The sequence below is a fragment of the Alteromonas sp. ABV2_168 genome (assembly GCF_056161165.1).
Genome location: NZ_JBSWYQ010000003.1, coordinates 15,327 through 38,118, shown reverse-complemented (window position 1 = coordinate 38,118; position 22,792 = coordinate 15,327). Strand labels below are relative to the sequence as shown.

General features: G+C 48.0%; 18 protein-coding genes. 9 read left to right on the top strand and 9 right to left on the bottom strand.

The window, feature by feature from the left end:
• The first annotated feature begins 66 nt into the window (after positions 1-66).
• The 4 genes from pcnB (at position 67) to panC (ending at position 3,593) form a co-directional block, all read left to right on the top strand.
• Complete coding sequence (gene pcnB / locus ACXAH4_RS05710; protein ID WP_303573946.1) at positions 67-1,389, top strand: polynucleotide adenylyltransferase PcnB; 1,323 nt, start codon at positions 67-69, stop codon at positions 1,387-1,389.
• Positions 1,382-1,885 (top strand): 2-amino-4-hydroxy-6-hydroxymethyldihydropteridine diphosphokinase, encoded by a 504-nt coding sequence (folK, locus tag ACXAH4_RS05705; protein ID WP_474845305.1) that lies wholly within the window; start codon positions 1,382-1,384, stop codon positions 1,883-1,885. The genes pcnB and folK overlap by 8 nt, the downstream gene beginning before the upstream one ends.
• A 61-nt stretch (positions 1,886-1,946) precedes the next feature.
• Positions 1,947-2,741 carry a 3-methyl-2-oxobutanoate hydroxymethyltransferase gene (panB, locus tag ACXAH4_RS05700; protein ID WP_119499914.1) on the top strand — a complete coding sequence of 265 codons (795 nt, stop codon included), beginning with the start codon at positions 1,947-1,949 and terminating at the stop codon, positions 2,739-2,741.
• A 3-nt stretch (positions 2,742-2,744) separates the two neighbouring features.
• Entirely contained in the window at positions 2,745-3,593 is an 849-nt protein-coding gene (gene panC, locus ACXAH4_RS05695) for a pantoate--beta-alanine ligase (protein WP_474881112.1), read from the top strand.
• 98 nt (positions 3,594-3,691) lie between these two features.
• Here the strand turns inward: panC and panP are convergent, their stop codons facing one another.
• Positions 3,692-5,320, bottom strand: coding sequence for a pyridoxal-dependent aspartate 1-decarboxylase PanP (gene panP, locus ACXAH4_RS05690; protein WP_474845310.1), 1,629 nt, complete (start codon positions 5,318-5,320; stop codon positions 3,692-3,694).
• 309 nt (positions 5,321-5,629) lie between these two features.
• Here panP and ACXAH4_RS05685 point away from each other — a divergent pair, with 309 nt between their 5' ends.
• Positions 5,630-6,358, top strand: coding sequence for an EAL domain-containing protein (locus tag ACXAH4_RS05685; RefSeq protein ID WP_474845312.1), 729 nt, complete (start codon positions 5,630-5,632; stop codon positions 6,356-6,358).
• 68 nt (positions 6,359-6,426) lie between these two features.
• On the opposite strand, the gene ACXAH4_RS05680 is transcribed toward ACXAH4_RS05685, so the two are convergent.
• The 4 genes from ACXAH4_RS05680 to ACXAH4_RS05665 all read right to left on the bottom strand — a co-directional run bounded on the left by ACXAH4_RS05680 (position 6,427) and on the right by ACXAH4_RS05665 (position 12,258).
• Positions 6,427-9,390 carry a glycosyl hydrolase 115 family protein gene (locus ACXAH4_RS05680; protein ID WP_474881111.1) on the bottom strand — a complete coding sequence of 988 codons (2,964 nt, stop codon included), beginning with the start codon at positions 9,388-9,390 and terminating at the stop codon, positions 6,427-6,429.
• Positions 9,391-9,500: 110 nt separating this feature from the next.
• A complete protein-coding gene (locus tag ACXAH4_RS05675; protein WP_474852186.1) occupies positions 9,501-9,809 on the bottom strand; it encodes a mannonate dehydratase in 309 nt (102 codons plus the stop codon).
• A gap of 20 nt (positions 9,810-9,829) precedes the next feature.
• Positions 9,830-11,008, bottom strand: coding sequence for an AGE family epimerase/isomerase (locus ACXAH4_RS05670; protein ID WP_474845375.1), 1,179 nt, complete (start codon positions 11,006-11,008; stop codon positions 9,830-9,832).
• Between the two features lie 14 nt (positions 11,009-11,022).
• On the bottom strand, positions 11,023-12,258 hold the full coding sequence (locus tag ACXAH4_RS05665) for a sugar MFS transporter (RefSeq protein ID WP_474845315.1): 1,236 nt from the start codon (positions 12,256-12,258) through the stop codon (positions 11,023-11,025).
• Between the two features lie 404 nt (positions 12,259-12,662).
• Here ACXAH4_RS05665 and ACXAH4_RS05660 point away from each other — a divergent pair, with 404 nt between their 5' ends.
• The 3 genes from ACXAH4_RS05660 to ACXAH4_RS05650 all read left to right on the top strand — a co-directional run bounded on the left by ACXAH4_RS05660 (position 12,663) and on the right by ACXAH4_RS05650 (position 18,522).
• Positions 12,663-15,320 carry a TonB-dependent receptor gene (locus tag ACXAH4_RS05660; RefSeq protein WP_474845317.1) on the top strand — a complete coding sequence of 886 codons (2,658 nt, stop codon included), beginning with the start codon at positions 12,663-12,665 and terminating at the stop codon, positions 15,318-15,320.
• A gap of 123 nt (positions 15,321-15,443) precedes the next feature.
• Positions 15,444-16,154, top strand: a complete 711-nt coding sequence (locus ACXAH4_RS05655; RefSeq protein WP_474852180.1) for a FadR/GntR family transcriptional regulator — start codon at positions 15,444-15,446, stop codon at positions 16,152-16,154.
• 55 nt (positions 16,155-16,209) lie between these two features.
• The gene (locus ACXAH4_RS05650; RefSeq protein ID WP_474881109.1) at positions 16,210-18,522 is read left to right on the top strand and encodes a GH92 family glycosyl hydrolase; all 2,313 of its coding nucleotides are present in this window, start codon (positions 16,210-16,212) and stop codon (positions 18,520-18,522) included.
• Positions 18,523-18,627: 105 nt separating this feature from the next.
• Here ACXAH4_RS05650 and trmB read toward each other — a convergent pair whose 3' ends face one another.
• The 4 genes from trmB to pdsO form a co-directional block, all read right to left on the bottom strand.
• A complete protein-coding gene (gene trmB / locus ACXAH4_RS05645) occupies positions 18,628-19,299 on the bottom strand; it encodes a tRNA (guanine(46)-N(7))-methyltransferase TrmB (RefSeq protein ID WP_474881107.1) in 672 nt (223 codons plus the stop codon).
• Positions 19,300-19,301: 2 nt separating this feature from the next.
• Positions 19,302-20,075 carry an ABC transporter permease gene (locus ACXAH4_RS05640; RefSeq protein ID WP_474881105.1) on the bottom strand — a complete coding sequence of 258 codons (774 nt, stop codon included), beginning with the start codon at positions 20,073-20,075 and terminating at the stop codon, positions 19,302-19,304.
• 2 nt (positions 20,076-20,077) lie between these two features.
• Entirely contained in the window at positions 20,078-21,007 is a 930-nt protein-coding gene (locus tag ACXAH4_RS05635) for an ABC transporter ATP-binding protein (RefSeq protein ID WP_119499908.1), read from the bottom strand.
• Between the two features lie 100 nt (positions 21,008-21,107).
• Complete coding sequence (gene pdsO, locus ACXAH4_RS05630; RefSeq protein ID WP_474881103.1) at positions 21,108-21,842, bottom strand: sortase-associated OmpA-like protein PdsO; 735 nt, start codon at positions 21,840-21,842, stop codon at positions 21,108-21,110.
• Between the two features lie 258 nt (positions 21,843-22,100).
• Here pdsO and pdsR point away from each other — a divergent pair, with 258 nt between their 5' ends.
• Complete coding sequence (gene pdsR / locus ACXAH4_RS05625; RefSeq protein ID WP_474881362.1) at positions 22,101-22,790, top strand: proteobacterial dedicated sortase system response regulator; 690 nt, start codon at positions 22,101-22,103, stop codon at positions 22,788-22,790.
• Positions 22,791-22,792 lie beyond the last annotated feature (2 nt).

Genomic DNA, 22,792 nt, shown 5'->3' with positions numbered 1-22,792 from the left:
ATCATTACGCGCGTGTTTAAAACGGTAAAACGGGTATTAAGTAAAGACCCGGCCTCAGAAGCAACGATACAGGCCTATACCCTTCCCCGTGCCGAGCATGGTATTTCACGGGAAGACATCAGTGATAACGCGCTGAAAGTGCTGTACCGCCTCAATAAATCCGGTTTTGAAGCGTACCTGGTGGGTGGCTGTGTCCGCGACCTTATGCTGGGTAAACTGCCAAAAGACTTCGATGTCGTTACCAATGCCACACCGGAACAAATTAAAAGCCTGTTCAAAAACTGCCGGCTGATCGGCCGCCGTTTCCGCCTTGCCCACATTGTATTCGGCCGGGAAATCATTGAGGTTGCCACTTTCCGTGGTCACCACAGTGAAGGCGAATCAGACAATAAACTGGGTCAGCAGGACGCGCAGGGCCAGCTGGTCCGGGATAACGTGTTCGGTACTATCGAAGAAGACGCCGAACGCCGGGACTTCACCTTCAATGCCATGTACTACAGCGTGGCTGACTTTACAGTTACCGACTTCGCCCGTGGCCGCGATGCCGTTAAAAACCGCGAGGTAGACTTAATTGGTGACCCGGAAACCCGTTACCGTGAAGACCCGGTGCGCATGCTACGAGCTATCCGTTTTGCTGCCAAGCTGGACATGACGATTACGCCCCGTACAGCAAAACCTATCCCTGAGCTGGCACACTTACTGGCAAACATTCCGCCGGCAAGATTATTTGAAGAAACTCTGAAGCTGTTCCTTGGCGGCGCCGGTGTGCAAACCTTCCGCTTATTGCAGCAATACGGGTTGTTAACGCCGTTATTCCCGCAGTTAGAAAGCATTGCGAAAAATCCTGACAGCCGTGAGTGTCAGTTTATTCTTAAAGTGCTGGAAAATACCGATGAGCGCATCAACAGCAACCAGCGGGTAACACCGGCTTTCCTGTACGCGGCATTGCTATGGTATCCGCTGGAAGAACATGCGCAGAAGCTGCAGGCAGAAAGCGGCCTGAATCAGCACGACGCCTTTAATATTGCCTCCGGTGAAGTGATTCACCGTCAGGTGCAACGTATTATGATCCCGAAACGTTTCTCCACGGTTATCCGTGATATCTGGATCCTGCAACAACGTTTACCACGACGCTTTGGCCGCCGCGCATTTCAGTTGCTGTCGCACCCTAAATTCCGTGCCGGTTATGACTTCCTGCATGCCCGCGGCGAAATTGAAGGTGGCAATACAATGGAGCTGGCTGACTGGTGGACCGAATTCCAGCACGCCGACCAGGGTAAGCAAAAAAAGTTACTGAACGCATTGCGCCAGTCGGAAGGCAACAAGTCATCAGGCCCGCGAAAGCGGCGCCGCCGCTCACCTGAAAAACGGGATGCCGGTAATGCATAAAGAACACGTTTACGTTGGTCTGGGCAGTAATCTGGGCGATTCAGGTGCAACCCTTGAGGCTGCCACAAAGGCTATGGGCGAACTGGCTGACACCCGTGTTCTGGCCCGTTCATCTCTGTATTGTTCCTCTCCTATGGGTCCGCAGGATCAACCGGACTATATTAACGCAGTGTGCCTGCTGGAAACGGCACTGGAACCCGTGGAACTATTACGGGCATTACAGAATATTGAAAACAGTCATGGCCGTGAGCGCAAAGGTGAGCGCTGGGGCCCGCGAACCCTTGATTTAGACATGCTGCTTTACGGCAACACCGGGATGAACACCGCTGAGTTAACCCTGCCTCACTATGGTATGGCCGCCAGGGAGTTTGTGATGGTGCCGCTGTTTGAAATTGCGCCATCTATGATCATGCCGGACGGTAACCCCATCGCCTTGTGGGTGTCCCGCTGCAATCTTGAGGGACTTCGGCGTATAACGCCTTCCAATCAGTCTTAAAATCCGTATAGTTCGCAATCTGTTCAACACCCTCAGGGGTGTGTCAAATGAGGTTGTTCCCATGAAAAAAATCACCATTTCCGGTCTTCAAACCAAAAAAGCAGCCGGCGAGAAGATAACCGCCCTCACCGCCTATGACGCAAGCTTTGCCAAGATGTTCGATGAACAGAATATTGATGTCCTGCTTATCGGTGACTCACTGGGCATGGTGCTGCAAGGTGAAGAAGACACCCTGCCCGTCACCACAGACGATATTGCTTATCACACCCGCGCGGTGAGAAAAGGTACGAAACGGGCTTTTGTGCTTTCGGATATGCCTTTTATGTCTTATGACACACCTGAACATGCTTATCAGAACGCTGCCCGACTGATGGCTGCCGGTGCCAGCATGGTGAAAATTGAAGGCGGTGCGTGGCTGGCAGAGACTGTCAGAGGCCTGGTAGAGCGCAGTGTTCCTGTGTGCGGACACCTTGGTCTTACCCCGCAGTCGGTTCATGTTTTTGGCGGCTTTAAAGTACAGGGCCGTGAAGAAGATAAAGCGGCAAAACTCCTTGAAGATGCCCTTGCGCTGGAAAAAGCCGGCGCGCAGTTGCTGGTGCTGGAGTGTGTGCCGACCTCTTTAGGTAAAAAAGTGTCTGAAGCACTGTCCATTCCGGTTATCGGTATTGGTGCAGGAGCCGGTACTGACGGACAGATTCTGGTGATGCACGATATGTTCGGCATCTCAGCCAATTACATGCCGAAGTTCTCAAAGAACTTTCTGGCAGAAACCGGTGATATGCGAAAAGCAGTGCAAAAGTATATCAGCGATGTTCAAAGCGGTGCTTTCCCGGGCGCCTCTCACAGCTTCGAGTAATTCATGAAATCTCTGACAACAGTTGAAGACTTACGTGCGCAACGCAGCGCATGGGTGCAGGCAGGTAAAACTGTTGGCTTTGTGCCGACGATGGGTAATTTGCATAATGGCCATATGCAGCTTGTTCGTGCAGCGAAAGCTGAGTGCGATATTGTGGTGGTATCGATTTTCGTCAATCCGATGCAATTCGGGAAAAATGAAGATTTGGATAACTATCCCCGTACACTGGATGCAGATAAAGAAAAGCTTGAAAGCCTTGGCGTAGATGCTGTTTTTCTGCCATCAGTGGCAGAAATGTATCCCAGAGGCCTTGAGCAGCAAACCTTTGTCGAAGTCCCGGGCATTTCCTCTATCCTTTGCGGCGAAAGTCGTCCGGGACATTTCCGTGGTGTCGCTACCATTGTTTGTAAACTGTTTAATATGGTTTCTCCGGATACCGCCTTTTTCGGTGAAAAGGATTTTCAGCAGTTGCAGGTTATCCGTTTAATGGCGAAAGACTTATCTATGGGTCTGTCAATCAAAGGGGTGCCGACCGAAAGAGAGGCCTCCGGCCTGGCAATGAGTTCACGCAACGGTTATCTCACGGCGCAGGAACGTGAAATTGCACCGGTTATCTATCAGCAACTGTGCGATATGAAAGCCGCAATTCTGGCTGGCGAGACAGACTTAAAATCGCTTATATCGACAGTGAGTGCTCACATTAATAAGTCCGGATTCCGCATGGATTATCTGGCAGTTAAAAATGCTGCTGACTTAACCGATGCGACTGCGGCGTCGACGGAGTTCGTGATCCTTGTAGCTGCGTATCTGGGCAACACCCGTCTCATCGACAATATTCACTTTAGCAAGTAGCCTAAGCACAAACAAAAGCCGCGCAAAGGTTAAATACCCTTGCGCGGCTTTTTTGATCCCGCAGGTTACTGCGATATTGCGGAGCTTACCGGAAGATATTAACCGGCAACCGCAGAAGGAATGGCTTTCTCCAGCTCTGCCCAGGCATGGCGGGCGCGGGCGATTTCAGACTGTTCCTGCAGAATATTCTTTAAATCCTGCTCTGTCGTCAGCGGATTGGCCAGCACTACACGAAATACAGTTACCGGCTTCGGATTCAGGTCCGGGTTTTCAAGACGGGTACGTGACACGAAGGATTTACCGGCTTCACGTTGCAGCTTTTGCACATTCACCACCAGCGCATCAATTTTGTGATTCAGGCGTGCTTTCTCGTCATCAGAAGCGGTTTTCAGTTTTTCCTGTATAACCGGCGGACAAACGCGGTAAGTCAGCAAGGATAATGTGGGTGCTGTCACCAGTTCGAAATCAGGATGCTCTGAAATCATACGGGCGAAGGCTTTTGCCTTACTGATACTCTGGTCGATCAGCAGTTCATAACCCCGGCGGCCAAAAATATGTAATGACGCATACACCATCATCGCCATACCATTTCTGGAGCCTTCCAGCGTTGTTGCACCTAAGTCTTTCGAACCCTGACGCAGAATGTACTGGGCATGATGGCGCACAGCATTGGCGTCTTCAGGATTCTTAAACAGTGCCATACCAGCGCCCATGGGCACGTACATTTGCTTATGCGCATCAATGGTAACTGAATCTGCACGCTCTATGCCTTTAAGCTTGCTCCGGTGCGTGCCGGAAAACAACGTAGCGCCGCCCCAGGCAGCATCCACATGGAACCAGCAACCCAGCTCACGGGCCACATCTGCCAGTTCATCCAGCGGATCAACGTGACCGGTTTCCGTAGTACCGCCAACACCCACCAGAGCCAGCAACTTATTGCCTTCTTCCTGATAGCGACGGCCTTCAGCAAGCGCCTGTTCAGGTGACAGGGTCTGTTGCGGGCATGGCAGGGTAATTAGGTTGTCACGCCCGATCCCCAGCACATCCACGGCTTTAGACAATGAGTAGTGACCACGGCGGGAACACATTACGCCCATCTGGTTAATACCATAATGGCGGTAAGCAGCAGCAAGACCTGACTTAGCCACACCGGCAAATTTCTTATCCGGCCCGAGAATTTTATTCCGCGCAACCCAAAGCGCTGTAATGTTTGCCACCGTACCACCAGAGCAGAACGCTCCCAGTGCATGTCTGGCGCTGTGCAAATACTGCTGATACCAGCTGTCTTCCTGGCCATAAACCAGGTTGTGCATCATGCCCAGTACCTGCCGTTCAAGCGGTGTAAAGGCTTTAGATGTTTCGATTTTTACCAGATTCTGATTCAGGCCCACCAGCAATTTGGCCAGTGGCAAATGAAAATAGGGTAACGCAGAGGTCATATGACCAATAAAGGTCGGGGAATAGGTATTGACAGAATGGGCGACCAGCTTGTTCAGCAACGACTCAGCGTGAGAAGAAACAAACTCAGGGGATTCCGGCACAAAGGGATCAGAAAAATCCTGCTCAACCTCTTCCAGCGACGTCTTTTTCGTCACTACGTGCTGAGACAGAAAATCCAGAATGTTATCGGACAAATGCTGTTCGATTTGTGCGAGCTTTGAGTCTTTGTGTTCAGGTTTAGTAAAGACCCGAAACAGATGTTTCAGACTGACTTGTGCTTCACCCACTCCACACACCTCTTAATTAAATTGGAGCAAACCGCGCTTCGCCACAGGCAAAGTACAACACCGGCTGCACCCTGACAAACATCGTCAGTGACAATGAAAACTTAGCACGCATCTTACAAAGTGCCGAACTTTACCCCGGAAACACGCCTGCGCCAAGTGTAAGACGGATTAAACGGTAGTGATAATCACGCCAAATGACTTTAAATACCGCCCATCATTACGGTTAACACGAATATGTGAAAATAGAGAATGGGTAATCTGACAACGTCTGCTATAGTGAAAAGACAGGAATAGCCAGAGGCGAGTGACATGCCAATTCGTGAAATAACAGACAGCTACACTCTCGAATCTATTGTGCCTTACTTTCAGCCAATCGTCGATATCAGGTCAGAAATTGTATGGCGTTATGAATGCCTTGCACGGCTTGTTACGCCTGAGCAACGGGTTTTCCTGCCCAGCGATTTTCTGTACCTCATTGAACGTAACAACCATATTCACCAACTGGCTGAAATGATGTTTTGCAAAAGTGCGGTGTATTTCGAAGAATCCAATACGCCCTGGAACATCAACCTGGATGCCTCTGATCTCAATAACGAAGAGCTGCTGAACTCGCTTATCACCCAACTTGCCAACTATCCGAATCCTTCACGGGTATGTGTGGAAGTCAGTGCTGACGTTGCCAGCCACCAATATGAAATCCTCAAGCGCTTTATCGATAAATCGATGCACAGCGGAATGGGGGTGTTTATTGATAATCTGGGCAAAAGCAGCGGCAATGTGCGTAAACTGATGTCGCTGCCAATACGGGGCGTAAAACTGGACGGCGGCTTATTGCGCCGGCTCGACCACAGCGAAGAAATCGAGGATTTCATACTCAGCATTTGCGACCTGGCTAAAACACGGCATATGAGTATTGTGGCCGAACATGTCGAAGATGCCGATACCCTGGAAAAAGTGATGCAACTGCCGATTCAGTATGCACAGGGTTTTGTATTCTGTGAACCGGCTCCGGTGCCGCGCAACGCCGCTGCCCACTGATAAAACATACTTGCATATGTCTACACAGGTAAATCAGGGGCAGCGTTCAGGATTTAACCAGTAGATTATCAGCGATTCTCAAACGCTTTATTAACAGTGGCTGCGGGCAATGCATAACTTGCCTTCTTGCCGCCCAGGTCAATTAATATCGAGTCTACCAGGACACCTGAATCAACCATGTAAATGGTCAACGTGTGTTTACCGGGCTTGTCGATAAGCTGCTGGATAGATCCGGTCGCCTGGTTTTTCAGAACATTTTGCTTCCACGTCTCACTGCGCCCTTCTGTACGAAAATCCAATATTTCAGGATTGTTATCATCTACAACAACGGCAACACGAACGCCTCGTCCTTCATACATAGGGTGAGTCGGCACCACATTCACACTAATCTCAGCCATACCTTGATTAAACGTATAAAAATCATATTCCAATGCAGGACCTTCAAGAGACAAAAGATCTGCCGACTCCGGGTCGGCGGTAACGGGGACTGCTTTCATGACGCTGCCGCTGTAACCCAAATTGTCTACTTTCTGCCAACGACGGTTTTCCCCGTTTTTTTGACGCTGGAAATTGGCCGCATCCAACACCACATATCCCAGATCTTCCACGTAGCCATCGAAACTCTTCAATTCTGGTAAATCAGGGTTAAACACATTCAAACTAATATCCGATTGAAAATCTTCTGTCGTAAAAATCAGTTTGCCGGGCACTTTATATGAAGGAGGTATTAACTGATGATCATGCCCTAGTGGTGGCTCTTTTAAAGCTTCACCTTTAGGGACTTTACCCCAGTCGATATCCACCCACACCCGTTCATGAGGATGAGCCTGGCTCAATCTTCCCTGTGTTTTAGATAATTTAATCCAAGGTTGTTGAGGAGAAATACTCCACTTTCTCGCTTCAGAGCCATTCAAATAAATATCAATAAAACGCGGGTTACGGGTAAAACTATTAAATACAGGTAAGGTGCGGGCATGGCTATTAGTGATACGCGAATTGGCAGGCATGTCGAAGCCCTCTAACACAAACCCTACAGCCTGCTTCTGCTCTCGATGAGGCTGTGCCGAAGAAGGTATATCAAACACAGGTAAGTTGCGCGGAGACGCAGACATGATGTGCTGCCACTTACCACCAGCTAATTCAGTATTGTAATAACGGGTAATGTCCCGGATGGTTTGATAACTCGAGAGCATCTGTTCTGCATACCAGTCAGCATCACCACGGCCCTGGGCTGCAGCAAAGACATTTTTATAATGGTAAAGCCATTTGAGGCTCATATTCCCGGCCGCGACAATAGGGTAATAGGCCAACTGGTAAAACGCATCCTGACGGGTCTCATCGATTTGCGGTTGTAAGGTTTCAACTTCTTTGATCAACGCCTGCCACTGGGTGATAAGTGCGCTCACTTCATCACCGTAATGAGTTTGTGTTAGTTCGCCGGGCTGAGGCAATGACACTGGTTCGACATGACTCCAGGCCATAAATTCAGGGCGTCGTTGATACACAAGATGAAAATACTGTTTGAATATAGCGACCAGTTTATCTGATGCCCCGGCCGACAGGTCGCGGGCAAAATACTCCGCCATTTGCAAGTAAACATCATCCGCAGAATTAAACTGATCTCGCTGCCAGGCAATGTCCATAAATAACTCGGTATTGTATTCGTGAGGCTTAATATCCCCTACATTCAATATCCATTGCTCTCTGGCGTGGAGATCCCACGCTTTTGTAATTTCCTGCCACATTAAAACAGGGTTAGTCGAGTTTAACCACAGATAATCATGAGGCCGCCCCCAATAAGACGTGTGATAGTAAATACCCGCCCCACCACTGCGTTTTTGCTCTTCGGGGTTGCTGAGTTGTCGCAGATAACCGTAGTTATCGTCGGTCCACATTAACGTGATGTCATCGGGTACTTCGAGGCCGTTTTGGTAGTAAGTTAATACTTCTTTATAAGGCACAAAAGCTTGCGGAATGGAATCGACATCTTCGCCAGTAATCGAAGACAATAACTTTCTTTGATCTGTAATCACCTTATCGAGCAAAGCTACCTGATCAGCCATGGAGCTGTCGCGCATGATCATTGGCGAGTCATGTTCACCTCGCATCGCCACGGTGTAGATACTCTCAAAGTCTTTTGTTTCTCTAATTCGATGACTGAAAAACTGCTTTACGGCGCCAGCATTTGTATCGTAACGATATTGCCCCATTACATCCTTGTCCCATTCCCCGTTGATATTCGACAACATAGGTTCCGCATGGGAGGAACCGACAACAATACCGTAATCGTCAGCGACTTGTTTATTCTCAGGAATTGCATAAAAAGGTGTTGTGGTTTTATGCATAGCGGGCCAGATAGTATTGGCCCGCAAACGCAATAACAGTTCAAATACGCGGGCATAAGTTTTTGGCCCTATGTCACCGGTTTCCGGCTCATAGTTTTTCGCTGCCCAAATCTGTAAGCCCCAATCCTCATCATTAAGGAAAATACCACGATACTTAACATCCGGTGATGAAGAGACTGATGTTTTTACGTCAACAGACAAAGGATACTGTGTAGCGGGCGTGACATCGGCCCACCATTCCCATGGAGACACGCCCATCTGACGTGACAATGAAAGTAAACCATAGGCAGTACCACGCCGGTCACTGCCCACAACGACTAAAGCCGGTTTGTCACCCAAAATAGCAACAGGCTTCAGCCAGATCTGATAGCGTTCCCACTGACCTTGAATTGAGGACGGGTCAATGTCTCCCTGTTCAATTAAGCTGTCGATCAAAGCGCTTTGACCTAATGTTCCGGCAATAATTGCAGTGTGAGGAACCGGACTAAAATGTGACGCGAGTGACAATTTGTGACCGCTGATTGCCGCCACATCGCTGGCTAGCATAGCCGCTGATTTGTGTACTACTGTCGCATCTGATTCATCAACAAACAGCGTGGCTACGCCTTCTTCCCCAACCAGTGAAAAAGGCCCGGCCCAACTTTGCACACTCAGGCCAACACTACATAAAATTACGAACATCCACATTTTGGATTTCCACCACAATACCACTGTCCTTTCTCCTTGCAGAAAATACTACTAACGAGTCTGAATGTACGAAACCGCACTTATCACACCAGGTAATTCAGCCAAACCTTTCAAGCAAGACTTTCTGTTCTTCTGACATGACATCCAGACGGGCTTTGGCTTTCGCCAGCAAACTTGCCGGGTAATCTGCTTCTGCCCCGTCGTTGCATGATGTAAACGTCGTATGCCGCAAAGTCAGAGTATTCAAAACGAAGTGCGTATGTTTTATCGGACAATTGATAGTTGAGGTTAGTACGTGTCCAACCAACTACCGGCATAAAGTTGTAGCAAACCCCAGTCACACCGGCTGCGCCCGCCTGTTTGATTTTTTCCAGGGTAATGGTGTCATCAGGACCAAACCATCTCCACGTTTCAATCATAAATAGTTACTCTTCGAAAGTTATAATGCCTGTTCGATAATTTCCCAAAGCGCCCCCTGGGTATGGTAATCACACTTAGCGCCAGCCAGACTTTTCTCATTGTTGTAAGGCTTGTTGTCCGCCGTAAGTACACGGAACCAACTGCCGTATGTGTGGTCAATCATGGCGCTCCAGCAATACGCCCAAATTTTCTCATACCATTGCCAATATGCATCATTACCTGTTGCTTTAGCTAACAACGCAGCCGCTGCTAACGACTCGGCTTGTACCCAGAAATATTTGTCACTGTCGCAAATTTCACCGTCAGGGGCATGACCATAAAAAATACCGCCGTTTTCCTCGTCCCAGCAAAGGTTCAGTGCGCTATCAAATAGCGCTTGCGCTCTTTCCACCATCCAGCTTTCGGGCTGATGACGATGCAAAATTAACAGTAATTTAGTCCATTCAGTTTGGTGGCCCGGTTGGAAGCCCCACGGACGATAAAGATTTTTCGGGTCGTCTTTGTTGTACTCCCAATCAATCGACATATCAGCATGGTAGTGTTCCCAAATCAGTCCTTGCGTCAGTGCTGCTTTTTCTACCGCGAAAGTTTTTGCCAGTGTATAAGCACGTTTTAAAAACGCCTTATCCTTTGTTGCATCATAGGCAATTAATAACGCTTCACAGCAATGCATATTGGCATTCTGACCGCGATACGTACCTAACGTTGACCAATCTGGTGAGGCTTCATCGGCATAGCAACCATCGGACTCTTGCCAAAAACGCTCGTTGAGTATTTCCCACGCCTGATATAAAGGTATCTCAGCCTTGTTAAGTCCTGTTTTCACACAGGTTGCGAGCGCGAGGATCACGAAAGCTAATCCATAAGCATGGTTGGTTTGGTCCACAGGTGTATTAGCATCTAACAACCAATTATACGCTTGACGTTCTTCATCCCAGTGCCGGGTAAGCAAATACACTAAACCGTGCTCAATGCGTTGGAGGTCTTCTTCACGTTGAAAGTGCTGATAGGCTTTGCAATAGTTGAAAATCATCCGGGTGGAGCTCACCAGGTGCTTTTTCCCCGGTTCGAAAATGTCACCATTGTCGTAATAGTTCTGATGAAAACCACCGTTAACTTCGTCCATTACATTCGGGGCGTAAAACGCCAGTATATCTTCAATGTGTGACGTTAATGCCTGTTCGCTTTTACAGTCCAACATAATCTAACCCTCTATTGTTCATTTGGCAGCTTGCTGCCTTTTTGTGCATACCAGGTCACAAATCCATAACTGGCTAACGGCACGATAAAGCTCATCTGAATACTCAGGGTGTCGGCTACAATGCCCTGCAAAACAGGCAAAATTGCACCTCCAACAATAGCCAGACACAACAGACCCGCACCTTCAGCCGTTGCTGCCCCTAACCCACGGATTCCCAGTGAGAAAATGGTGGGGAACATGATGGAGTTGCACAGTCCAATCAATACCACAGCCCACATTGCGATATTGCCACTGGCTGACATCACAACAACGAGCAGAAATATAGCCGCCAAAGCGTTAAATGTGAGTGCTGAAGACGCTTTGATGTACTGCATGATGTAAGCACCAGCGAAACGCCCGACCATAGCGGCGCCCCAATAAAGCCCCAGATAGGTGGCTGCATCTTTATGAGTGAGACCTGCGATATCGTCGCTACTTAAAAAGTTAATCAAAAAGCTACCGATCGATACTTCGGCACCGACATACAAAAATATCGCCACAGCACCTAAAACAAGATGGCGATGAGCGGTGAGCTTTTTCACAGCCTCTCCTTGCAGGCTTGCAGATTGCCCGGATTCTGCGGCAATTTTAGGTAGTGGAAAACGCTTAAATACAATCGCCACCACAACCAGCGCCAACGCAATCAACAAGTAAGGAATTTGGACCGACTCAGGATTAGCAGGCCCTTCGAGCTGGCTCGCCCCAATGATTAGCGCACCGCCAAAGAACGGGGCGACGGTGTGCCCCACAGAATTCAATCCCTGGCAAAAATTCAACCGGCTTGATGCGCTTTTTTCATCGCCAAGCGCAGCCACATAGGGATTTGCCGTCACTTGCAATATCGTTATTCCACTTGCGAGAACAAATAGCCCCCCTAAGAAAAACACATACAACTTCACTTCTGCAGCGGGGTAAAATAATAGACAGCCCACCGCTGTAGTTAATAAGCCCGCGATAATGCCGGCTTTAAAACCCAGGCGCCTAATTAACTTACCAGCAGGCAGTGACACAAGAAAGTAAGCACCGAAAAAGGCAAATTGCACCAACATGGCTTGAGTGTAATTAAGTGAAAACGCACTTTTAAGGTGAGGAATCAAGACATCATTCAAGCTTGTCAGAAAGCCCCAGAAAAAAAACAATGCACTCATCGCTAATAATGGCGAATGCGACTTCGCTATTGAGGCTTGTGTATTACTGACTGTATTCATTGGTCACCTTTATGTTCACATTTCGACAACCTCACAACTCTGGTAAGGCCACCTTACAGAGAGTAAATGAAGACCATCAACATTGCAATAAAGGGGTCGCACAAACCGGGAAAGACACCCAAATCATTGTTTTATAGAAATATTGTATTTATCAGAACCACTAACTAAGTGATTTACAGAAAGAAATACCACCTATAACCGGAACGTAATTTACGTACCAGAAATGTAATCTGCGTTTATTTATTGTAAAAATTTGGTTGTTGGGAGCATTGACTTGTGATTATACTTATCCGGCCTTACCAATTATTCATAAGACTGGGAGAGACAGCATGAGAAGACGATTCGGGGCGCAATACACACTCACACCGTTAGCCACAGCTTTGGCACTGGCATTACCAATTACGGTGCTAGCGCAAGAAACAAGCTCACAGGATCCTGAAGTGATAGAAGTTAAAGGGATTCGTTCTAGTGTCACCAAAGCATTGTCGATGAAGCGTTACGAAGTAGGTGTCTCTGACGCCATTTCCGCTGACGACATTTCAAGTTTTCCTGATGAAAATATCGCCGAATCGATCCAACGTATTGCCGGAATTCAAATTCAACGTTCGAACGGACGCGGTGCGTTGATCAGCATTCGGGGACTAGGCCCCGAATATGCGGCAACAACTCTGAATGGTCAGGCGTTTGCCAGCGCACAATTTGACGGTGGCTTCCGCTTTGATATTGTGCAGTCAGAACTGGCATCAGAAATTCAGGTATTCAAAACTCCCAGCGCATCAATGGATGAAGGCGGCTTGTCTGGTGCTGTGAATATAGGCACAGCTAAGCCTCTCAACTATTCCGAACGCAAGATGCTTGCAAAAGTCGAGGCAAACTACTCAGAAGACCGCAGCAGTGCCACACCCGGCGGAAGCTTTACGTATATCGACCAATTTAATGACAACCTTGGTGTTTTAGTTAACTTTGGTTATCAGGAACTCGATACCCGTTATGACTTAATGTACAGCCAACGTTTTTCCGATGTTGACCTGAACAGCGATGGCGAAAGCGATTACGCAGCTAATGGCATCCCACTGGAACGAACCAATCGTCCCCGTATGCGCCGCGAAGACGGCAACACGCAACGTTATCTGTTAAATACAGCAATACAATATGTAGCCAGCGATACTCTGGAATTTGGATTAACAGGGATTCTTGCACAGGATGAACGTAAGATTTACTTCCAGCAGTTAGTTCCACTTTTTGGTGGTGGTGATCCTGAACCCACCCTTACCTACCTGGGCCAAACAGATAATACTGTAGACCATATCCTTGCTGAGAACATTCGCGTAGAAGCCAACCATACCCGTCAAACTGAAGACCGCACCAGCTATGCTGTAACAGGTACATCAGAATGGATGATTACCGATGATTTCACCATGAATAGTGCACTCCATTACACTGCGGGAAGCATTGATATCGTAGAACGCGCAGTTGTATTAGGTATTCGTTCAGACCTTGAAGTCGACATGGATCCAAATAATCCCGTATTCACTTCAAACGGCCTCAATCCGGTGTCAGATCCCAGCTCATGGGCGTTAGATAATCTGTTTCGTAATGACATCTCAGGTAAAGTGCAAACTTACGATACTGACGAGCTCGCTGCACAGGTTGACTTCAACTATTATCTCGACAGCGATTTCTTCAAAGCCGTGAAGTTTGGTTTCAAGCACCGCAGACAAACTCTGGATACCGAAAGTACGCGTTATGACCGGAATTTCCGTGACGACGATATTTATACTGCGCCTTTCCCCACCGTTGCAGAAGCGAGTTATACCGTAAACGACTTTAGCGGCGGTGAGTTCGCCGGGTTAAACTTGAATTATGTATTACCGGATGTTGATGCTTACCTGCAAGCCTTTGATGAATCGGGTCTGACAATTGAACCAAACTTCCAGGAAGCCGGATTCTTTCAAATCGATCGCAACATTACCAATTTTTATACACAGCTGGACTTTGGTAATGATTACCTTCGCGGTAATATTGGCGTACGTTACGCTAAAACAGATCGTACCGTTGACACCGTTACTTATGACGGCGGAATTCAAGTAACAACAGGCGCATTTACGGATATCGGCGGCGATTCTGCCGAACCGTCATCGAGTAGCTTTGATTATGACAACTGGCTACCAAGCTTAAACCTTGCCTATGATCTAACCGACGACATCGTGATTCGTGCTGCGGCAGGCAAAGTATTGGTGCGCCCGATTATTGGTGAAACCGCGAGCTTTGGCCGCGAGATTGCGACTCTGGACAACGGTACCGATATTATTGTGAATGTCTCTGAAGGCTCTTTCGACCTTCCGGCACTGACCGCTAACCAGTACGATTTAAGCGCAGAATGGTACTTCAATGAATCAAGTGCAATTACTCTGGCATACTTCAAAAAAGAAGTTAAAAATCAGGTTATTACTGAGGCAGTATGCCCGGGTGATTTCCAATTAGCCGATGTTTCATTTGACTCAGCAACCGGTGAATGTCGTGGCACCGATGGCTATATCTATAACATCACACGAAATCGTGCGACCGATGGTGTTTTAGAGATCAATGGTATTGAGCTTGCTTATAACCAGTCGTTTGATTTCTTGCCAGCACCATTTAATGGTTTGGGCATGATCGCTAACTACACCCTGTTGGATGCAGACAATCCACAAGAAGAACAACCGCTTCTGGGTTCATCAGAACGTACTGCCAACCTCATTGGTTATTACGAAAATGGTGGTTTCGCCATTCGTATTGCCATGAACTATCGCAGTGAATATTCATTGAATGATGGCTCAAAAACAGGTGAAAACTTCGGTGACAGCAGTGCCATAGTGCCTAATCCCGGAAGCTTACTCGATGCCCGGAAACAAGTCGATGTATCCATGTCATACGAGTTTGAGAATGGCGTAAAAGTGTCGTTGGAAGGTATTAACGTTAACGGCGATTACGAGCGTGGAACACGTTTCGAGAAAGCCCGGTTACAATCTGTTGCGACCTTTGGCTCTACCTACTTCATGGGTGTAACGTACAGCTTCTGACAATTGAGCTTATGTGGTTACCTTTTTTGGTAACCACATACTTTTATTTGGTCATGTAAATTGACCACCCGAACAGTAAGACGCTAGAGTGGAAGTAAAGCAGGTTCAGAAAAAACAATATTCATGCACTTTCAAATTAATGATTTATCAAGCAAGCGCCTTTATTTGCAAATCGCCGAACAAGTCCTGGAGATGATAAGTCAGGGTAGTTTACGTGTCGGTGAAAAACTACCGGCAGAACGCAAACTTGCGGAAACCTTTAATGTTAGCCGCCCCACTATCCGCGAGGCAATGATCGCGCTGGAAGTGAGTGGTATTGTGGAAATTCGCTCGGGCTCCGGCGTGTATGTCATCGCTGAATCTGGCCGTAGCGAACTCAACATCGAAGAAAACTTACCCGGCCCGTTTGAAATTCTGGAAGCCCGTTTGTATTTTGAATCAGAAGCCGCAGCTTTAGCTTCTCAGCGGATTACTCATCAGGAAATTCATCAGTTAAAAGTGTTTCAAAAGAAAATGCAAAATCTTGAGAGTCAGGATTTAGCAAAAACACATAGTTATGACCGAAGTTTTCACGAGCTGATCGCACAATCAACAAGAAACTCCAGTATTTACGAAATCATCTGTGGGTTGTGGTCGCTACGTAACCGGTCTGAAATGAATACCACTTTCGATGCGTTAATTCGCCGTCGTGGTGCGTCACCAATAATTGAAGATCATCACCTGATTATAGAAGCATTACAAAGCAGAGACGAAAGTCGGGCAAAACAAGCAATGAGATCCCATATCCAGCGAGTCATCAATGAGTTCTCAGAGTGCACCTTAAACGACGACTAGTTACCTGACCCCTAATGCATCGGTGTGATTGATCGCAACCCTCTTGGAGAAAGACATGCGATTAACGCATTGCGCTGTTTCAGCGTTATTTGTCAGTGCGGCGCTGGCTGGCTGTGAAAAATCTAATAAAGTAGAAGCACCGGTTTCTGTGCAACAAGCAGTGAGTGAACAGCTTGCCCCTGTCGATGCGGTATGGCCCTGGTTAGATTCAGCCAATTCCCGCTGGTTTTACTTTAATTCAGCCACCCGACCGTTCGGCATGGTGAATCTCAGCCCCGACACCGAAATTGACGGAGCATGGGGTAGTGGATACCGGTATAACACTGAGGAAGTAAAAGGCTTCAACCATGTCCATGCATGGCAGTTGTCAGGTTTATCAGTGCTTCCTATCTCTCAACAGCGACCACTGGCAGACATAGAAAACGACTATTTCTCTGCGTTTAGTCACGACAAAGAAAATGTAGCGGCTGGTTACCATTCACTCATCCTTGAGCGCTATGGCATCAACGCTGAGTTGACCGCCACCACCCGCGTTGGCTTTCATCACTATGAATATACACAAGCGGGACCGAAACAGATCTTGCTGGATTTAGAGGGTCAATTTGGTCCCTCGGAGTTATCCAAAGGCAGCTTTACCCAAATTGATGACACCACGTTTAGTGGTTCTGTGATTAATGCACCCACTATTCGTCGCCCGCGCCCTACACCAGTGTTTTTTTATATCAAACTGAACAAGCCGGTTGCCAAAATTGATGTCAATGAAACAGCAGCGCTGCTAACACTGGATGACTCTACAGATGACGTGCTGATGAAAGTGGCTATTTCTTACGTAGATGAGGATGGTGCTAAGCAAAACATGCAATCTGAGTTACCCGGATGGGATTTCAACGCCACTGTAGCGGCTTCACGTGATACCTGGAATGAATGGTTAGGGAAAATCCGGGTAGAAGGGGGAAGTGAAAAAGTGCGCCGTCGTTTTTACACCGATTTATTCCACGCGCTTCAAGGGCGTCGAATTATCTCTGATGTTGATGGCCGCTATTCAGATCAAACCAGCGCTGAACGAAAAATCAAACAACTCCCCTTAAATGCGCAACACCAACCTGAATTCAATCACCACAACTCAGATTCCTTCTGGGGCGCTCAGTGGACTATTCAAACCTTGTGGCCGTTGGCCTATCCCAAGGTGGCGTCTGACTTTTCAAACTCGATGCTGACCATGGCGGAAGATGGCGGCTATGTGCCCAGAGGGCCATCTGGTGGAAATTACACTTACGTAATGACAGGCGCCTCGTCTACGCCATTTATCGTCAGCACTTATTTAAAAGGTATTCATGATTTTGACCCGCTGAAAGCCTATGAAGCGCTGAAAAAAAATCACTTACCAGGCGGTATGATGAGCCACGCAGGCTATGAACACGACTCTGCCATAGGTGGCGGGTTGGAATATTATATCGAGAAGGGCTTTGTGCCTTACCCGCTGCCAGTTGAAAGCGACGCGTTCCACCGCGATGGAGCAGGTCAAACCCTTGAATACGCTTATCAAGACTGGACTTTGGGACAGTTGGCGCAGGAACTCGGCCTTGCTGAAGATGCTGAGTGGCTGAAAAACCGTAGTCTCAATTATCGGAATATTTATGATACCGGGACCGGTTTCATGCGTCCGAAAGATGAAAATGGAAAGTGGAAAGCCGACTTTGACCCGTTTGAATACCGGCACGGTTTCGTCGAGTCGAACGCAGCACAAATGACGTGGTACGTACCTCACGATATTGCCGGCCTCGCTGATTTAATGGGTGGGGAAAAAGTCGCAGCCAATCGTTTGAATGAGGCCTTTGAAGCCGCTGAAAAACTTGGATTTACTTCGGGTACCGCGCACGCTCAGGAAACCCACGAAGAGTACCGCCGTATTCCTGTGAACTACGGCAATCAACCTTCAATTCAAACCGCTTTTATCTTTAATGAACTCGGTGAGCCGGGCAAAACCCAATATTGGTCCAGGGAGGTGGTCAATCAGGTTTATCAAAACTTGTCACCTGAGCATGGCTACAACGGTGATGAAGACCAGGGATTAATGGGTTCACTTGCGGTATTAATGAAAATCGGATTATTCCAGGTCGATGGCGGCGCGCGTCAAGAGCCCGTTTATCAAATAGGAAGCCCGATCTTTGATCGTATCACCATTGCTTTAGATGAACGTTATTACAGTGGCAAAAATTTCACGATTGAGACCGTGAACAACAGTGACGAAAATCGTTATATTAAATCGGCATGGTTAAACGGTAAGCCTCTTAACCGCCGGTATCTGACACACGGAGAAATTACCCGGGGAGGGTTACTCAAACTTGAAATGACGTCCACTCCCTGAGATTAATCGTGTTCAGTGACGATTCTTCCATATCTAAAAGGGAGAAATTGACGTTCTGAGAATAGTAAAGGCCGGATAACCGGCCTTTACTGCTTACAAATGTATTTAATCAGCTTCATCGTAACGGGTATTCAACCGCCAGCATGGTTGCCCGCTGCCACGGTACTTCCGCTCGAACGGGGTCATGTGGTTATCACCGGTAATTTCACTGATATCTCCGGATAAACCATAGTGACTTGCCGCGCGGGCAAATTCCATCAGATACAATAACCAGTTGCTGCGCACCTCAATGTTGCTGCACAGCGCCATAATATCCACCATGGCAGCAGAAGCGTACCAGCGCTTTTGTACCTGAGACGGTTTCGGATAAGGATTAGGGTACAGCAAAAAGTGCTGCACAATATTCCAGTCCGCCGTGCGAGCCAGGCGCCAGAAATCATTCACATCTGCACGAAACACAGCGTAGTTCTGATTTTCTGACTGATAGTGCACGTGCTTATCTACTCTCAGCGCCGACTTATCAATACCAATAACTCTGGCATCAGGAAAGCGTTCAGCCAGGTTGGCCGTGCTTTCCCCTACCCCACAGCAGGAATCCAGAATCACATCGCCCTGCCAGTCATCCAACCACGCACACACGTCATCAAAAGATGCGCGGGTATGGTCACTCACCGGACGCTGGTTTTCCGTGCGGCGGTACCGCTCAACCAGTTCATCAAGCTTCTCATGAATGCCCTGCTGATTACTTAATACTTCTCGGGAATTACCGGTACTCACAGTTAACTCCGGATCCCGCTACCTTTTGTCAGCAGATGATGTGCAACAGCGTAAAGCACCACGTTGAAGCCGATAAGAATGGCAATGGATACAGAAACATTAACGTCTGACACACCTAAAAAGCCATAGCGGAAACCATTCACCATGTACACGATCGGGTTCGCCTTACTGACAATTTGCCAGAATTCCGGTAACAGCGTTAACGAGTAGAATACACCGCCCAGATAAGTCAGCGGGGTCAGCACAAAAGTGGGCACCATGCTGATATCATCAAAGGTTTTTGCAAATACCGCGTTTACCAGACCGGCGGTAGCAAATAAGGTCGAGGTAAGCAGCAAGGTAACCACAATAGCGGCCAGGTTGTGAATTTGCACATCAACGAAAAACATTGATACACAGGTCACAATAATGCCGATTAAGATAGCACGGGCCACGCCGCCGCCCACGTAACCGAAAATGATCACCCAGGTCGGTACAGGAGCCACCAGCAATTCTTCAATATTGCGTTGGAATTTGGCGCTGAAAAACGACGATGACACGTTTGAATAAGAGTTCGTGATCACAGACATCATGATCAGTCCGGGTACAATAAACTCCATATAGGTGAAACCGCCCATCTGACCAATCCGTTCGCCAATCAGACTACCGAAAATGACAAAATACAGTGTCATAGTAATTGCCGGTGGCACCAGTGTTTGTACCCAGATGCGCAGAAAGCGGGTACATTCTTTAATCCAGATAGTATTCAGCGCAATCCAGTTATTTTGTCCGTGCATGATTACGCCTCCTCTTTGGCTTTACGGCCATTCTCGACCAGGGTAACAAACAACTCTTCCAGGCGGTTCGACTTGTTACGCATACTGAGCACCGGCACCGATTGCTCTGTTAACTGGGTAAATACCGGATTCAGCCCTTCAGTTTTCTCCACATCCACTTCCAGCGTATTTTCATCCAGCAAACGGTGAGTAAAACCTGAAATGACCGGCTTGTTAGCGTAATTGCCAAGGTCCAGCACAAATGTTTCCATGCTTAATTTGGCCAGCAGTGACTTCATGCTGGTGTTTTCCACTATTGTTCCCTTATCAATGATCGCGATATTGCGGCACAGCATTTCCGCTTCTTCGAGATAATGGGTTGTCAGGATGATAGTGATCCCCTGTTCATTGATGGTTTTAAGGAAGTCCCACATGGAACGGCGGATTTCAATATCCACACCGGCTGTGGGCTCATCCAGAATCAGCAATTTGGGTTCGTGCATTAACGCCCGTGCAATCATCAGGCGGCGCTTCATGCCTCCTGACAACGTGCGCGCAGCCATGTCTTTCTTTTCCCACAGGTCGAGCTGCTTTAAGTATTTTTCGGCCCGTTCTTTAGCCACGTTGCGGGGCACACCATAGTAACCCGCCTGATTCAGTACAATTTGCAGTACGGTTTCGAACTGGTTGAAGTTGAATTCCTGCGGCACCAGGCCAATGCAGGATTTAGCCTTTTCTTTTTCAGTATTCAGGTCGTACCCGAACACTTTCACATCGCCTTCGCTGGCGTTAACCAGTGAACTGATAATGCCGATGGTGGTGGATTTACCGGCACCGTTAGGTCCCAGCAGGGCAAAAAAATCACCCTCATCTACATGCAGGTTGACGCCGCGCAGTGCCTGCACGCCACCTTTGTAGATTTTCTTCAAATCTGTGATATCCAGCGCTTTCATGCTTTGCCTGTTTTGTTTTCATTAAGCCGTTAATAATAACATGAAAAAAGCGCCCGTTGCGGGCGCTAAACGTTGGGGTTGGGAGGATTAACGAAAGGAATTAGCGCTGTGCCGTCATAGCCTGTCCGGCTGGCAAGATTTGCATAACCACTTTGCGGTCGAAGAAGGTATTTTCTGCAGAAGAATGCTGACTGCCCGCTTCCCCGACAGCAAGCAGGGCAATTTTATCTTCACTCACACCCCGTGCTGTGAGTGCCTGTTTAACCGCGCCGGCGCGCTGTTCTGACAATGTCTGGTTAAAGGTGGCTTCGCCGCGATAATCCGCATAACCGGTTAACCGGATCCCCAGCCCTTCATGTTGCTTAAGCGCCTTCGCAATCAGATCAAGCTGCGTACTATAGAGTGCTTCGATATCGTCAGAGCCGCTCTTAAACTGAATGGCACTCTCCATCGCCATCACCTGCTCTTCCGGATACGACGTCAAACCTACCTGAGTGATTGAAGCCTGAAGCTGCGCCGATTCCAGTGCATCTCTTACAGCCAGAAGCTGCTGTTGAGATTCAGTTAATGCAGCATTGCTGGCCATTAAATCAGCTTGTGTGTCTTTTAACTGTTCACTGGTTGCCTTGCTGTCACCAATCACGGCCCCCAGAATACCGGCAACGCCGGCGCCAACAGGGCCTGCCACAATAGCACCGATAACCACGCCGGTTCCTAATCCGACTGCCGCAGCTTTGTCTTTTTGTTCCTGATAATGCCTGTCACTGGCAGCCTGTGCTACCGGGTTAACCATAACCGCGATGATGCCTGCTAAAAGTACTTTTTTACCTGTCATGTTCATTTCCTTACCAGAGTGAGTGTTGATGGTAATAATTAAACCGGCACAATCTGACCATGCTCCAAGTGAAATGGGGAAAGGTGGCGAAGCATTGTGATAAATCGGGGCAATCAGGTCACCTGCACCACGTTACGCCGGTTAAACAGGGCAAATATGGCTAAAAAGTGGCGTTACGGGGGAATTTTGTCTTAATCAGGCATTGTTCAGTTTTCATGGTGTATAGTCATGCCACTGAAACTGAAAAGATTAATGACGATGCCAAGAACTATTGCTCTTGTTGAAGATGATGCCGCCATCAGGGAAAACTATATTGCTGCACTGCAGGCGCAGGGTTATCAGGTGAATGCCTATGCTGACAGACCATCCGCTTCTGATGCTTTCTCACAGGCGCTCCCTGATCTGGCTATTATTGATATTGGCCTGAAAGAAGAAATGGAAGGCGGCTTTATGCTGTGTCAGCAATTGCGACAGCTATCCCAGACCATGCCGGTCATTTTCTTTACCGCCAGAGACAACGATGTGGATACCATCAGCGGACTGCGTATGGGAGCCGACGACTACCTGACAAAAGATATCAGTATGGCGCATCTGCTCGCACGTATCGCCGCCCTGTTCAGGCGCACGGACTTATTGTCATCGCCGAAGCAACAGAGCGAACAAATTCAGCTTGGTCATTTAAGTGTAGATGTCAGCCGCATGACAGTAAGCTGGAAGAACGAGCCGGTTGCCTTAACAGTCACAGAGTTCTGGATGCTGCACGCATTGATCAAACATCCCGGCCACGTAAAAAGCCGGCAACAACTGATGGACGAATCACGGATGGTTGTCGACGACACCACCATTACGTCCCATATTAAGCGCATGCGCAAAAAGTTTATCCAGCTGGACAGCACCTTTGATCATATCGATACGGTGTATGGCATGGGTTATCGCTGGCAGGGCTGATT